Consider the following 14,276-nt stretch of genomic DNA (forward strand, 5'->3'; position numbering starts at 1 on the left):
TATTGCAGTTTTTCTGAAAAGACAACAATTTACAACCTTAGGCAGGCATATACTTATACTAAATTTTTCTTTTTATTTAGAATTATAACTGATTTTACCTCCATATTCCTAGTAAATCGTTTTAGTTTAAAGACTTTTCCAACAATTCTCTGACATCATCGCTCAGCGAATGTTTTTTCAACAAGTCATCTAGTAGAGATTGTATTTTTAGCTGCCTTGCATGATCCAAGCGTTTCCATTGCCCAAGCGGAGCAACCAATCTTGCCGCTGTTTGGGGGTTAATACGATCAACCTTCAATACAACATCCGCCAGAAATTCGTACCCTGCTCCACTCTCATCGTGAAAACCAGCTTGATTTAAAACCGAAAAGCTAGAGACCAATGCCCGCAAACGGTTCGGGTTTACAAAAGAGAAGTGTTGATGCTTTAGAAGCGAGCGAACTGTCGACAAGACATCTGAGCGTTTACTTACTGCCTGCACCGCGAACCATTTATCAATAACCAACGCCTCATGTTTCCATCGCTCAAAAAACTGCGCGAGAGCAGTGTTTCTATAGTCAAAATCACTAGATGACAGTAACCCGAGAGCAGCGATCTCATCCGTCATATTCTGCGAGTTGTCGAACTGTTTACTAAGGATATCCTCACCAACCGACGTTCGGGCCAAGTATCCAAGCAATGTATTTTTATAGCGCCGAACACCTTGTTGCTTTGGCCTATTGCATTCATCAAATGCTTGCAGTTCATTATATTTATCAAGAATTGGCTCAAAATAGCGATTTGCAATCTGATCGGCAACAAACTCGCGCGCTTTATGTAACGTTTGCGGCCTTAGGGGCTGCATATGCTGGCCTACATCAATTTCGCCGGGAAGCGTAAGGAGTTCAGCGAGAAAGGCTGGGTCCGTATCATCATCGCTGATTAACCGTTCAAATGTAGAATAATAGCTTTCCGGAGCGTGAAATTCCTCATTACTCTCAAGCTTTTGAGCCGCAGTTAGAATAATATTGCGGCCAATTGTTTGCAAAGCATCAGAGCGGACAAAAGGATCGATATCAAAAGATGCGAGTGTGAGCAATTCCTCAGTGTCCAGATCATGATCAATATGCACGGGTGCGGAAAATTCACGCATTATGCTTGGCACAACGTTTTTTCCGACACCTTCGAACCTGAATGTCTGCTTAGCGTCTGTTAAATGTAATAAAGTTGGCGGCGCGTTATTTTCGCTACTTTCACCATTGACCGAACGTGCTTTATCAACCCAAGCAATCTTTATAGGAACATGAAGCGGGTCATATTCAATTTCGGCCCCATTGATTGAAATCGATTGCTCAACAGTCAACAAAACATCATCGCCGTCACACTCTCGCGTGAACGAAAGTTTGGGTGTCCCAGCCGTTGAATACCACCTTCTGAATTGCCTGAGGTCAATATCAGAAGCAGCCTCCATTGCACAGACAAAATCTTCACAGGTAACCGCCTGACCGTCATGACGTTCAAAATAGATATCCATCCCGCGTCGAAAAGCTTCGGCCCCGAGAAGGCTATGCATCATACGAATAACTTCAGCACCTTTATTGTACACTGTTGCTGAATAAAAATTATTAATTTCTATGTATTTTTCCGGGCGAACGGGATGCGCGAGCGGCCCTGCATCCTCAGGAAATTGATGCATTCTGAGAACACGAACATCATCCAGGCGCTTAACAGCCCGCGACTGCATATCGCTTGAAAATTCCTGATCCCTGAAGACCGTCAGTCCCTCTTTCAGACTTAATTGAAACCACTCGCGGCATGTAACCCGGTTTCCGGTCCAGTTGTGGAAATATTCATGCCCTATTACGCCCTCAATATTATTATAATCCTGATCAGTCGCTGTTTCAGGGCTGGCAAGCACATATTTGGTATTGAATATGTTCAATCCCTTATTTTCCATCGCCCCCATGTTAAAGTCAGCGACTGCAACAATATTATATATATCCAGATCATACTCGAGGCCGTATGTTTCTTCGTCCCAGCGCATCGAATTTTTCAGCGATTGCATCGCGTGATCACATTTCGAAATATCTTCCTCGGCAGCATAGATATTTAGTTCGACAGACCGTCCAGACATCGTCGTGAACTCATCGGACAAACATGCCAATTTCCCAGCGACCATTGCGAACAAATAGCTGGGTTTAGGAAACGGGTCATCCCATTCGGCGAAATGAAATCCATTGGGCATCTGGCCTTTTTTTATAAGGTTTCCATTGGATAAAAGAACAGGATAGTCCGCTTTGGAAGCTTCTATCCGAACCTTATATTTCGCCATCACATCAGGACGATCCAGGAAATATGTAATGTGACGAAAGCCTTCCGCTTCGCACTGGGTACAAAAGTTACCGCTCGACTTATAAAGCCCTTCAAGGCGTGTATTTTCAGCAGGCTTTAGTTTCGTGACAATCTTTAATGTAAAATCAGCAGCCGTATCGTGAATGATGAGAGAGGTTTCATTCTTCACATAATCATCGGGCTTTAAGGGAATGCCGTCAATTTCTATGGAAACCAGTTCCATAAACGGCCCACCATCGAGGCATAGTGGCTCTGTGCTGGCCGCATCAGACCGCGTAAAGTGCGAAAGTGCTGTAACGAGCGCGTCGTCACCGCTTAGTTCAAATAGCAAAGACACCTCATCGATTTGATAAGGTGCCGGTTTATAGTCTTTTAGGTAAATTTCAGTTTTGGAATTGGCCGTATGAGCATTCTGGTCCAATTGTTCAGTCATCTTTGCTTTTCCTGCGCCGTGATCTTCCTTTACCATTGAATGCATACTCAAGTGGCAAAGCAGTTGTATATTTAATGCGTTCCATAGCAAATGAGGAGCTTACATCGCTCAGCTCAACGCGTTTAATCAATTCCTTATAGAATTGATCATAGGATGCCATATCAGGTACGACAACCCGCATTAAATAATCAACTTCACCGCTCATGCGGTACAATTCAACAACTTCTGGAAACTCGGCGACAACTTTCGCAAATTCTTCCAACCAGTTCCAATCATGCTCTTTTGTTCTGATAGAGATAAAAACATCTAGGGGAACATTAATTTTTTCACGGTCAACCAAGGCAACCCGGCGCGTAATGTATCCTTCGCTTTCCAGCATTTGAATACGCCGCCAACATGGTGTCGTCGAAAGCCCAACAGTTTCTGCAATATCAGCAGTACTTAACGTTGTATCCTTTTGAAGAAGGTTAAGGATTTTGCAGTCAATATCATCCATGTTCATTCCCTGGCTTTTATAGGTGGGTGGCAAAAGCCACCCACAATTTCTGCAAACAAAGCACTCGGCTTTGAATTTTTATAATTATTTATCGCCGTATATTTTTTGACGGATAATATGGTCAAAGGATGCTTTGCCTGGTCCCATTGTGAGGACAGCAAGAAGGGCAAAAACCCACGCAATATTTGAAAGCATATCATGGCCAGAATATGAGATATTGATGACAATAGTCATAACTAGCAAACCTGCAGCTGCAAAACGGCCACCAAGACCTAAAGCCAACATGATTGGCAAAAATGTTTCGCCGTAAAGCGCAAGCGTAGCTGCTGTTTCTGGTGACAAAACAGGAACGCTATATTCGCTTTCAAACAATGTTACCGTGAACGACCCAAGATCAAAATATTCGCCGCTGAACGGGTCTGTGCTGGCAGCTTTACTTCTGCCTGAAACATAAAACGGATGAGCAACAGCTAAGCGAGCACCCAAAAGAGCTAAAAAACTTTTACCCGGAAGGCCTTCCAGTAAATCAATAATCTTTTTTATGAACAACATTACCAAGTTCTCCTATATTTATTAGGCTGCACGCGTAAACATGCCACGTTCCGCCATTTTTTTTATCTCAGCATGATGAGAAGCATTTTCACCCGTTCCTTGCAAGTTGCCCCTGTGAAAATCCTTAACTAACGCTAACTGAATATCATTGATTGCTTGAAGCTGAACCGCCCCATCAATACGAATAACAAGGGCATTTTGCCCTCCCTGGTCCACATGCACCGCTTCAGGAGGCATTTGCCCAGTTCCGACCATCCATAAACTTAAAATAGGATGCTCACTGGAGATTACCTGCATCTGTGGTACCAAACATAACGTTTCATCGGATAATGCAGCGTCAACATCATCCGGCAAAATCGCAGTCTGTTCATATGAATTCTGAATAACATGCACGGCCCATTCCAGTCGGAGTAAATCCGCGATATAGGGAACAGTTTCCGCATGTTCATAAGTCTCAAAAAACTCAGCCAAAGCGCCGCCATATTCAACCAATTGTGCTTTTTCGGGCGGGGTATTAAGCACAAAGTGCTTAGCCGCCGCCTCAAAAAATGCTTCACCAACAAAGGCCTGCACCACTGGGAAAACAGCTTTCAAACTCGCGGTTAGAGTTTCTTTGTAATTATTGCGGTGAATTTGCATGCGCTGCGACGGCTTCAAGCCATTACCAATAATAGCAGAGCTAACATCATCAAGCGCATGATCATCACCAAGGATTGCACGTTTCATATCGTGCTGTAATTTCGCTAAATCTGACATAACTTATGCCGATTCTTTTAAACTATCGTTTTCAATATCAGCCATAATTGCCTGCGCTTTGCTGGCTTCATTATGAAGGATATCAAAATCAGGGATATTGTTATCCCATTCAATCAAGCTTGGCTTTTCACCGGACCGTTCGATCAAGCGACGGTATAGTGCCCAGACATCATCCGAAACTGCGCTTCCATGATCGTCGATCCGCAGTTCAACACCGTCAACGTCTTTGATCAGGTGGCCTGCAAGGTGAATTTCACCAATAAGATCTACCGGCACACTGTCAATATAGTCCTCAGGTGACCAGCCCATATTACGGCCGGAAACGAAAACATTATTCACGTCCATTAATAGACCGCAGCCTGTTCTTTCGCTGATTGCTGAAAGAAATTCGACCTCAGGCATCGTTGTAGCGTTGAACGCCATGTAACTAGAGGGATTTTCTACAAGAATTTTACGGCCCAAGGCATCCTGAACAGTGTTCACATTATCTGTGACGATATTCAAGGTTTCTTCATTTAACGGCAACGGGAGTAGATCATTCAAATAATGACCGCCTTCTACCGACCAGGCTAAATGCTCTGAAACAAGCGTAGGATTATAACGATCAACGAGATCTCTAAATCGTTTTATATGATCTTTGCTAATTCCTTCGGCGGAACCAAGCGACATACCAACTCCGTGAATGGAAAGTGGGTATTTTTCAACGATTGCCTCAAGAAAACGATGGTGGGCCCCACCATCTACCATGTAGTTCTCTGCATGGATTTCAAAAAACGCAATAGAAGGAGCACGTTCCAGAACCATTTGATAATATTGGCTCTTCAAGCTAACACCAACAGGCAAAGCGCCCAGAGATCTCAATGATGTTTCTGCTTTATACATACGTGCCCCATCTATCACTTTATAAGAAGTTCGCTACGAGAGCTTATTTCTTCTTTTTACCGCCTGCGATACGCTCGCAAAGACCAGCTGGAACGTAAACCCACTCTTCTGGGTGGTTGTCTACTTTAGCCTGGCCAGCACATGAGTGTGCAGATGTACCACAGTCGTTTTGACCTTTAGCAACGATACCGAAGCATTTTTCTTGTTTCTTGTCAGCTGCATTAGCAACGCCAGCAGTCATAGTCATAGCGAACGCTACAGCACCAGTAGTTGCAACAACATTTTTTGTAAGGTTATTGATTTTCATGTTCCATTTCCTCTTAAGTAGGTAACTGAATTTTCATGCATTGGCATAGCCGCCGCTGCATAAAAGATAATATAGTACTTAATCAGAAAATAAAAAATAATATGAAAATCACGAGTTAGTGAGGTAAAGTTTTTCTCAATTCACAAGGAAGATAGGAATTTTTTACTAATATCAAAATTCGTAGAAATCCAAAGTCCATAGAAAAAAACGGCAGAAAACAAAGGTTACCGACCCGAAAAATCGTTCCGGTAATCACGCATAAATGTTTGTAATTTTTCTACGCTTGCAATTTGACTGGCTATAGACCCCAATTCACGACCAGAAAGTTGTTGATCGCTCGTGAGCAATGTGAACGCTCGTGAGAAATCTCCGTCCCGCATTTGGTTACCATAACGACGACGCGCCTCAATCAGGCCAGCACGATCTTCTGTAAATGTCATCGCAATAGCCATGCGAATAAGATTAAGCTTTTCGACGGCTTCAAGCTGGGCATCATTACGCCAGCCGTCGCCTAAGAGACGCCGCGAAACCGCAATAAAGCGCTGCCAGTCTTTTGACGCCCAGTAAATATCTGCACGCAAACGATCAGCGGCTGCACTACGGTCGCTCTCAATCAGGATTTCGGCTTCTTCAAACCGTGCACTTTCAATTAAAGCGCGGCTTTCGATACGCATCCTCTCAATCTCGATATCTTGTGGCAGTCTTGGCTCTCTGGTTGCGCGCAGCATTTCAAGAGCCTTCTGTGGATTCTTATCGAGCAAATATATCTTGGCCAAATTACCCGCAATTTGTGCCCTCGCCGCTCCTTCCAATCGTTCAGCTACTTGATATTCAAGCAACTCCGCCGCACGGCCTAAAAGGTCCAACGAAACCAAACGATCTGAAAGTCGCCTGATCATCAAATCACCACGTGTGCCAAAAGGAGCGAGTTCTTCAAATTCAAAAAACAAGGCAATCGCGCTCACCGGCGGTAAATCATCCGCCTTTCCACCCAAAAACAGGTCGGAAAAAACAGTTCCCATTCTGGAGGCCACGGAAAATTCACGTGATAAATCCGGATAATATGTCAGTGTTAAACGTAGTAAGCTTAAGCCAGCTGCATAATTTTTTGTCTTGAAATAGAGATCAGCGAGTTTACTCATTATCTCGACTTCAAGCCGATCACCGCGCCAGCGATACCTAAGGCGCTCTAATTCTTCAATAGCAACACTATCAGAAATTTCTTCTTTCTCTAACTGGCCCAGAACCTTCTGGAAAGTGGCTCCCGTCGCGATGTCATGCTCAAGCGCGCCGCTTAGATCTTCATATTGGAGAAGCGATACATCTGTGTTCCCCATCTTTTCCTGAAGCTGTGCACTTAGATATATAGACTCGCTAAGTTGCCTTTCGCTCAGGTTCAAACCATTGAACAATTGTAATTCTTCTCTCGCCAGATCAAGATCGCCATTTTCCAATGCGGCTCTTATCACTGCGAGTTGAATGTCTGCCTTGTCTCCATCGTCATAGGTACCAATAACATCCTTACCTAATCTGTAATGCTCCAGAGCTTCATCGAACTGCCCTCTCGCTTCAGCGATTAAGGTTTTCCAAAGCTCAATATCCTGCTCGGAAGAGAGTGCCTGAATGGATAGATCGCGATCAGCGGCTTCCAAACGCCCTTGTTTGAAGTTAGCGACCCCCCTGACTGCAACAAATTCTGCATTTTCCCGCAGTGTTGGGTCAAAATCTTCCATCAATGCCAAAGCACCAAGAGCTTCGGCTGCGCGGCCATGGGCCAGATAAAAGCGCGCCAAGCGCCACCGAAGCGCATTTTTCTCTTCACCCTCGCTAATTGAAATTTCATAGAATAAACGCGATTTCTGTTTTTGGTATTCCCAATCTTCACCTTCACGCCATGCTTTGAAATCAATCAAGCGTTTGAACTGTGTATTACCTGCATCCTCATTGTTGCGAGCAAAACTAATATCCCCTTCAGAGATCGAGACCCCTTCACGGAAACGCTCTACACGAACGGTATCTGTCTGCGGTATAACTGCAATGCCCTGCGATGTTTCAAGTACACTCGCCATCGCATAATCATAATGCTCTGGCACACCCCGGCCTTGGTCCAAAAGCGGTAATATGGCGAACACATCACCCACAACCGGATCTTCAATTTCTATTTTCCGCCCAATATTTGCAACAGGTATAAAAACCTGCTGACCACTTGATTCGACGCGGCGGATAGGGCTGAGCGGAAACCGAGGTTTCGCAATATTGTCCTTGAAGGCAATCGTCCAACGGGCCCCGTCTTTTGTAACAACCGTGCTTTGATTATCCAGCACATCCATGCGGATCACAGTTGCGTCGATATTTTCGTCCTGAACAAAACTATTAATCCGGGCCCCTGCTGTTTGTAATACGGTCCCTATTTGATTGGCCGGAACGGTAAACGGGCGATCAAATATGACCCAAAGTGTTTGTGCGCGTTCAAACACAGCAAGCCCAGCGTTGCTTGGAATATCAAAATTAACTTTCAACTCTTCAAAGGTAGCCGATGCGCTTAACGTAAGCGGAGCGCCATTTTCTACGACAGGGTTTAAAGGTGCAGTTACGTCTTCTGCGTTCGTATCTTGGTTAGAGAGGTTATCATCAACATCAGCAGCCGTATCGGAGGTTTGACCAGAAGAGCTTTGATCAGAAGTATTCTGATCATCAACAGTTTGCGGAACGCTTGCTACGATTGCTTGTTCTGCTGTCTCCAGCGCATCAATCACAATGAAGGTGTTGGACCGAAAGTGCTTCAATCCTCCGCTTTCTGGTACAGTGAAGCTTACGATCGTCAAACCAGCATCTTTGGTAACAACCGGTGCCGAAATAAAGGTCAGGTTCGTACTGTTGAACGCAGACAAGTCAGGATCAAAATTGGCGTCAAATGTAACTGTAATTCTATTACCATCTTTGATTGCCCGATAAGGAATTTCGACGGGAAAATCAAACACAACACGCGAATAATCAGGATGCTGGCCCAAACGAACATTAACAACAGGAACGTCCTGCAAGGCAGCGGATTGCGAGCCCATAAAGAAAAGGCCAAACATGGCAATCACACTAATCATGATTATTCTAAAAAATGCCATATGCGCCTCTCACCTGTTTGTCGGTGACTATAACAATATCAATACGTTCGGATAGGTCATATTTTTGTTGTAAAGTCAATTGATCGTCAAGCTGTTGCAAGCGGGTATCAGCATATGCAGTAACCCCAATGGGCAATTGATATCCTGCCTCAGTCATCAGGCCTGCCAGCACTCTGGCACGCGTCAATGACAATTCCCAGTTCGAAACAAATTTGGCGTTTTGAATTTCACGGCGATCAGAGTGACCTTCAACAATGATTCGATTCCCCAATCGTACCAAGGGTTTTATAATCGCTTCTGCAACCAAACCAGCCGTATTCGATTGGGTAATATCCTTATCGTCAAAAAGGAGCGATGTCGGCAAGGAAATGATAAACCGATCCGCAAGCATATTCATTTGAACGCTCGCTAGCGAAGGTTCGTTTTCAATTGCCTGACGAAGCAAACCTTCAACATAACTGAGTTTAAATCCCTGTTCTTGTCGTTCGCGTTGCAGGTCAGGGGTGTCGTGCGGTGTTTCCGCAACCTTTGCTCGGCTCGGATTAAATTCGCGGTTCATCGTTTGAACGATTGGTTCCCACTGTTCAAACTGAATGGCATTCATTGAAAACACCATCACAAAGAATGTCAGGAGCAGCGACAAAAGATCAGCAAATGTGATCATCCATGTTGCGCCCTGATCACCCCTTCCATCCACTTTCAGAAAATCAGCCATCGTTCGCTCCCTGTGGTGGGGTCGAATTCGGCCTTAGCTTCAAAGTGTTTCTGTAGGCTTTGGCTTCGCGGAAAACAGCAATGATCTGATCATCGTCAATGGCTGTAAAACCAGTCGAAAATTGTCCTGCTCTAATTCCTTGGGTGCGCAAATAACGGGCAAGTGCCCCTGCCCGCCTAACTGCAATTTCCTGCGACCGTGTTAAGTCCTTTGAAGCGAGCGTGCTACCGGTTCCAAACATGAAAGCAACATCCAATGACCCGCCCGCATTCACATTGTTAAGGTCATTAACAATTTCTTGCAGGAAACCCTGCCTTGCGGAACCAAGTTCCAGTGCCCCGCGCTCAAACAGATAACGAACCGGGAATTGAATCTGTAAAGCGCGCCCACCCTCATTTGAGAAACGACCTTGGATTTCAAACTCGGCGTAAAATCGTCCCTGAATTTTTGTCAGCAAGTCATCAAGCGGCGCGCTTACAATCTCATCAGATTGTAAATCAACATCACTCGCCGGGGACGGGTTCTGGTTTGAAAATGTATTATTCACACTCTCAAGTGCGGCGGATGATTTCGCCGTCGCCTGATTTGAAATAGAATTCAATATAATAAAAAAAGCCAAAAGAATGAGATACAAAGACACAAAAAGGCTCATGGTGGTATCACCACCCATGAGCCTTTTACCATATGACTGTTCTTCGTACATGCCTTCTATCAGCCTTAAACCAATCCCGGCACCCGGGATTAGCCATTAGTTCCCATTAAAAATCAAAACTAGCCAGAATTGCGTCAATTTCATCCTGACTGTTTCCTTCACCTTCAAGCTGAGGACCATTTAGAAGATCATCATCCTCTATGGCAACGCCTTCATCGTCCGTTTCAACTTCTTCAACCGGTTCAATATATTCATCACCAATTGCATCTGCGAGAGCATCCAAGCGTTCTTCCAAATGCGCGAGAACTTTATTTACCTTTGTAATACGTTGTCCAGTAAGGTCCTGAAAACTTGACGCTTCAAAAAGTTCGGTAGAAACCTCTTCAAGGCGCTTTGCAGAGGCTTCATCAACATTTTCAGCAACCTCAGAGATTGCTTCCGCTGCATCCATAATTGTACTGGCTGCTGACTCTGTCGCATCAACAATTGCATCCAGTTGCTCATTCGCATCTGGAATATCACGATTAGAAATTGATTTGGCATTAATACTTGATAGCTCGCGTTTCGCTGCACCAACAAAGCGAACCAATTCATGCAGTTCATGTGCTAATTCACGAACATCTTCATTATTGGAACCGTTGATCATACTTCCAACAACATTGCCGATATCCTCAATTGCAACGTTTTCACCGTGATTTTCCTTAAGTGCGTCAACACGGTCCTGGAGGCTAACAGGGGTTGCCTGCTTATTCATTCCCATTACTCCTGTAGCTCAATTGCAGCATATTATGCATACTGGCCTGAGCATATTATTTATACTGACGATTAATATCACCGGAAAAAGTTAATTTCTTACCAATAAACAAAGATTTAGATCGTATTTTTGTGGATACAATATTATCGGCCACTAACTTCTAAATCTTCGATACTTGGAGGCTGGGCGAACTCAGCTAAACTGGTCGTTAAATCACGCGCCTTAGAGGGGTCCATAGCAGCCAGGATCAACGCAAATTTCGCTTCTTTCATACGTGTTGCAATATCAAGCTGAACCGCATCAGGAAGGTTTTCAAAAATCGGCGCCGCAGCCTTTGGCTTCATGGTTTCATAGATTTTAACAACTTTCGCAAATTCTTTTTCTTCACGCTCATTAAAGATACGAAGCGAAGATTTGATGCTCGCTTCCAATTGCTCCAGTTGGGCAATCTTATCATCAATCCGTTTTTCGTTGGCTTCAAGTAACCGTTCCTGAAGATCAAGTTGGGTTGCACGCTCATCGAGTTGAAGGCGGCGTGCCCTTAACTGGGAATTCAAATCTATTTCCGTGCGGCTAGGTAAACCAAGTGACGCTGGATCAAGCGTTGGTGTTGAGGGAACACTCGCTTCTCCTTCTGACTGGTCCTGGACATCCTCTTGTGCGCCGTCATTTTCCTCACCTTCGGTTTCCTGTTCCGCGGCGACCACCGGCGTATTTAAAAGCTCAATCCCCGTATAAACATCAAAAACACGAACACTCAGCGCTAAAAAAGCAACTGCGATCAACAAAGGAAATAATCTTACCCGACTTATCAGTGCATTCATCATTCTATTCTATCCTTCAAGAAAACAGTTATTTCTCAGCGGGCTTCTTTCAAAGCTGCAAGAATTTCTTTTTGCTGTTTTCCTGCTTTATCTGCTGGTTCAGATTTCTCATTGCCGTAATTTGCAATATTGCGGTCAATTCGGTCCGCAAGGTTATTCCCGGCCTCAGTAATCAGTGTTAGTTCGTCAACTAACTTGTTCGCCTGTGCGATTTGAACACCCATTCTTTCTTCCACATCCTTTGAAGAAGAAGAAATATCTTTGACACTCTTTTGGGCCTGAAGAACAGAAATATTTAAGCTGTCCATCAACTCTCGCATTTCCACTTGCCCGTCCTTAATTGTCTGCAATCGTTTGTAAACAATCATACAAACTACAATCACCGCAATTAAGAGTGTTGCTAATATCCCATCAACGACAAGTTCCATAACAGGTGTCATACTTTAACCTATTTACTCTTCGCTTACTGCGTTGCCCTGCAAGCGTTCCGCAGTTCTGCGAACCTGAACAGCAACATTTTGCCCAGCGCGGCCAATCGCACCACTAATCATCGGAACATCACCGCATTTAATAACGACCTCGTCCTTCGGGGTCTTATTAAACATAACAGTTTGCCCGACCTCTAAATTCATCACGTCATTAAGTGACATAGTGACTTCATCCATCACAACATCAAGTTCGACATCAGCACTCCAGAGTTCAGTCGCAAGGTGTGTTTCCCAAATCGAATCTCGGCCAAATTTTTCACCCATGAACCGCTGAAGCAGAAGCTCACGTACGGGTTCTAATGTAGCATATGGGAACAAAACTTCAACACGACCACCGCGGTCTTCCATATCAACGCGCAATTTGATCAAAACTGCTGCGTTCGGAGGCCTTGCAATGGTTGCAAACCGGGGGTTGGTTTCAAGTCGGTCAAAGGTGAAGTTCACAGGGCTTAATGGCTCAAACGCACCGCACATGTCCTTCAATATGACCGAGATCATCCGTTCCACAAGGGTCTGCTCAATTGTTGTGTACGGGCGACCTTCAATACGCATTGCCGCAGTACCACGCCGACCACCAAGCAGCACATCAACAATAGAATAAATAAGACTGGAATCGATTGTCATCAATCCATAGTTATCCCATTCCTCTGCACGGAAAACGGCAAGCATCGCAGGCAGCGGGATCGAATTCAGATAATCACCGAAACGAACCGAGGTAATATTGTCAAGCGAGACTTCAATATTATCAGATGTGAAGTTCCGAAGCGATGTTGACATCATTCGAACCATGCGGTCGAAAACGATATCAAGCATGGGCAAGCGTTCATAGGATACGAGCGCACTATTGATCAAAGCTTGGATGCCGGTTGTTTCACCGCCATCACCGTCGCCGTCAAACCCTAAAAGGCTATCAATCTCATCCTGATCGAGAACGCGGCCGGGAACGCCGCCGTCATCTTCATCATCTTCATCATCCGCCATGGCTTCCCATTCAGCAGCCATCGCATCCTGGTCTTCACCGCCATCTTCACCCTCTTCGGCCATTGCTTCCCACTCGGCAAGCATTGCCTCTTCATCAACGGGTTCGTCATCATCAGCCATGATTGTATCCAAATAAAGCTGTTAATAGGTGATCAAGCATAAAATACCATATGAATAAATACGCTGATCATTTCCAGCGAACTAATAAGCAAAATTCAAACCAACTTACACTTTGTGTTACAGAGGTTTGAAAACATACCCCATCATGATCCTTGAATTATAAATTCCTGAAACAGGACATCCTTCACTCGGGACGGAGCGACAGACTGGTTTATCCGCGACAGTAATTCTTCCTTCACATGCAAAACACCACGCGCACCATCAATATCCTCAGGGCGAAGTTCCCGCATATAGACATTGAATTCATCCATAATTCTCGGCAATTTTGCCTCAACATCGGCCCGAAAACTTTCACGGTCAATCTCAAGGGTAATCTGTGCGCGCAGGAAGCTACTGCCCTGTCCACCAGTATTTAAATTATAAAGTTGGGGATCAAGTTCGATGAAAAGCGTCTTTAATTCTTCAGGAGTTTTTTCAGCTTCGGCCTCGGCATTTGCATTTTCGTCAGCCACACTCTGGGATAACTCATCAAGCTCATCAACTTTGGGCTTTTCTTCTTCACCGCCAAGTAAAAACACAAGAGCGACAATGATTATTATAAGAACAAGAGCACCTGCCCCAGCGAATATCACCAGCTTTTTGCCGCTTAATTTCTTCTTCTCGAGACCTTCTGTTAAATCATCGGTCGCATTTGCTTCTTCATCTGCCATTTAATAAAGCCGCCATTTCATTGCCTGTATATAATATATCGGCGTTATGCCTGAATTTTATATCAATATTTTTCACATCTTATCTTTATTTATATATAGTTAACAAGGTGTAAAAATCATTAAATATCAGTGGCATAATCGTAAAACAATTTTCTG

Annotated in this window: 14 protein-coding genes; all 14 read right to left on the reverse strand. The window is 44.4% G+C overall.

What is annotated here, in order from left to right:
* Window positions 1-121: 121 nt before the first annotated feature.
* Window positions 122-2,764, reverse strand: a complete 2,643-nt coding sequence (gene pepN, locus KFF44_RS10070; RefSeq protein WP_255933890.1) for an aminopeptidase N — start codon at window positions 2,762-2,764, stop codon at window positions 122-124.
* Window positions 2,757-3,260: an Lrp/AsnC family transcriptional regulator gene (locus tag KFF44_RS10075; RefSeq protein WP_255933892.1), complete on the reverse strand. Its 504-nt coding sequence runs from the start codon at window positions 3,258-3,260 to the stop codon at window positions 2,757-2,759. The genes pepN and KFF44_RS10075 overlap by 8 nt, the downstream gene beginning before the upstream one ends.
* An 84-nt stretch (window positions 3,261-3,344) precedes the next feature.
* The gene (locus tag KFF44_RS10080) at window positions 3,345-3,812 is read right to left on the reverse strand and encodes a DoxX family protein (protein ID WP_255933894.1); all 468 of its coding nucleotides are present in this window, start codon (window positions 3,810-3,812) and stop codon (window positions 3,345-3,347) included.
* 21 nt (window positions 3,813-3,833) lie between these two features.
* The gene (locus tag KFF44_RS10085; RefSeq protein WP_255933895.1) at window positions 3,834-4,568 is read right to left on the reverse strand and encodes a DNA-binding domain-containing protein; all 735 of its coding nucleotides are present in this window, start codon (window positions 4,566-4,568) and stop codon (window positions 3,834-3,836) included.
* 3 nt (window positions 4,569-4,571) lie between these two features.
* Entirely contained in the window at window positions 4,572-5,450 is an 879-nt protein-coding gene (locus KFF44_RS10090; RefSeq protein ID WP_255933897.1) for a DUF692 domain-containing protein, read from the reverse strand.
* A 43-nt stretch (window positions 5,451-5,493) separates the two neighbouring features.
* A complete protein-coding gene (locus KFF44_RS10095) occupies window positions 5,494-5,757 on the reverse strand; it encodes a DUF2282 domain-containing protein (protein ID WP_255933899.1) in 264 nt (87 codons plus the stop codon).
* Between the two features lie 224 nt (window positions 5,758-5,981).
* Window positions 5,982-8,876: a hypothetical protein gene (locus KFF44_RS10100; protein ID WP_255933902.1), complete on the reverse strand. Its 2,895-nt coding sequence runs from the start codon at window positions 8,874-8,876 to the stop codon at window positions 5,982-5,984.
* Window positions 8,863-9,591 (reverse strand): flagellar motor protein MotB, encoded by a 729-nt coding sequence (locus KFF44_RS10105; protein WP_255933904.1) that lies wholly within the window; start codon window positions 9,589-9,591, stop codon window positions 8,863-8,865. The genes KFF44_RS10100 and KFF44_RS10105 overlap by 14 nt, the downstream gene beginning before the upstream one ends.
* Window positions 9,584-10,261 (reverse strand): hypothetical protein, encoded by a 678-nt coding sequence (locus KFF44_RS10110; protein WP_255933905.1) that lies wholly within the window; start codon window positions 10,259-10,261, stop codon window positions 9,584-9,586. Before KFF44_RS10110 ends, KFF44_RS10105 begins: the two co-directional genes overlap by 8 nt.
* Before the next feature lie 88 nt (window positions 10,262-10,349).
* Window positions 10,350-10,997 carry a protein phosphatase CheZ gene (locus KFF44_RS10115; protein ID WP_255933906.1) on the reverse strand — a complete coding sequence of 216 codons (648 nt, stop codon included), beginning with the start codon at window positions 10,995-10,997 and terminating at the stop codon, window positions 10,350-10,352.
* Window positions 10,998-11,140: 143 nt separating this feature from the next.
* Window positions 11,141-11,824 carry a MotE family protein gene (locus KFF44_RS10120; protein WP_255933908.1) on the reverse strand — a complete coding sequence of 228 codons (684 nt, stop codon included), beginning with the start codon at window positions 11,822-11,824 and terminating at the stop codon, window positions 11,141-11,143.
* 32 nt (window positions 11,825-11,856) lie between these two features.
* Window positions 11,857-12,261, reverse strand: a complete 405-nt coding sequence (locus KFF44_RS10125) for a DUF6468 domain-containing protein (protein ID WP_255933911.1) — start codon at window positions 12,259-12,261, stop codon at window positions 11,857-11,859.
* A gap of 12 nt (window positions 12,262-12,273) precedes the next feature.
* The gene (gene fliM / locus KFF44_RS10130; protein WP_255933912.1) at window positions 12,274-13,410 is read right to left on the reverse strand and encodes a flagellar motor switch protein FliM; all 1,137 of its coding nucleotides are present in this window, start codon (window positions 13,408-13,410) and stop codon (window positions 12,274-12,276) included.
* 143 nt (window positions 13,411-13,553) lie between these two features.
* Window positions 13,554-14,120, reverse strand: a complete 567-nt coding sequence (fliL, locus tag KFF44_RS10135) for a flagellar basal body-associated protein FliL (RefSeq protein WP_255933914.1) — start codon at window positions 14,118-14,120, stop codon at window positions 13,554-13,556.
* Window positions 14,121-14,276: the final 156 nt, after the last annotated feature.

Source organism: Kordiimonas sp. SCSIO 12610 (assembly GCF_024398015.1).
In the GTDB taxonomy this organism is placed as follows: domain Bacteria; phylum Pseudomonadota; class Alphaproteobacteria; order Sphingomonadales; family Kordiimonadaceae; genus CANLMI01.

Coding starts and splice junctions, on each gene's coding strand:
- pepN (WP_255933890.1), bottom strand. CDS start 2,764: ATGACTGAACAATTGGACCAGAATGCTCATACGGCCAATTCCAAAACT.
- KFF44_RS10075 (WP_255933892.1), bottom strand. CDS start 3,260: ATGGATGATATTGACTGCAAAATCCTTAACCTTCTTCAAAAGGATACA.
- KFF44_RS10080 (WP_255933894.1), bottom strand. CDS start 3,812: ATGTTGTTCATAAAAAAGATTATTGATTTACTGGAAGGCCTTCCGGGT.
- KFF44_RS10085 (WP_255933895.1), bottom strand. CDS start 4,568: ATGTCAGATTTAGCGAAATTACAGCACGATATGAAACGTGCAATCCTT.
- KFF44_RS10090 (WP_255933897.1), bottom strand. CDS start 5,450: ATGTATAAAGCAGAAACATCATTGAGATCTCTGGGCGCTTTGCCTGTT.
- KFF44_RS10095 (WP_255933899.1), bottom strand. CDS start 5,757: ATGAAAATCAATAACCTTACAAAAAATGTTGTTGCAACTACTGGTGCT.
- KFF44_RS10100 (WP_255933902.1), bottom strand. CDS start 8,876: ATGGCATTTTTTAGAATAATCATGATTAGTGTGATTGCCATGTTTGGC.
- KFF44_RS10105 (WP_255933904.1), bottom strand. CDS start 9,591: ATGGCTGATTTTCTGAAAGTGGATGGAAGGGGTGATCAGGGCGCAACA.
- KFF44_RS10110 (WP_255933905.1), bottom strand. CDS start 10,261: ATGGGTGGTGATACCACCATGAGCCTTTTTGTGTCTTTGTATCTCATT.
- KFF44_RS10115 (WP_255933906.1), bottom strand. CDS start 10,997: ATGAATAAGCAGGCAACCCCTGTTAGCCTCCAGGACCGTGTTGACGCA.
- KFF44_RS10120 (WP_255933908.1), bottom strand. CDS start 11,824: ATGATGAATGCACTGATAAGTCGGGTAAGATTATTTCCTTTGTTGATC.
- KFF44_RS10125 (WP_255933911.1), bottom strand. CDS start 12,261: ATGACACCTGTTATGGAACTTGTCGTTGATGGGATATTAGCAACACTC.
- fliM (WP_255933912.1), bottom strand. CDS start 13,410: ATGGCTGATGATGACGAACCCGTTGATGAAGAGGCAATGCTTGCCGAG.
- fliL (WP_255933914.1), bottom strand. CDS start 14,120: ATGGCAGATGAAGAAGCAAATGCGACCGATGATTTAACAGAAGGTCTC.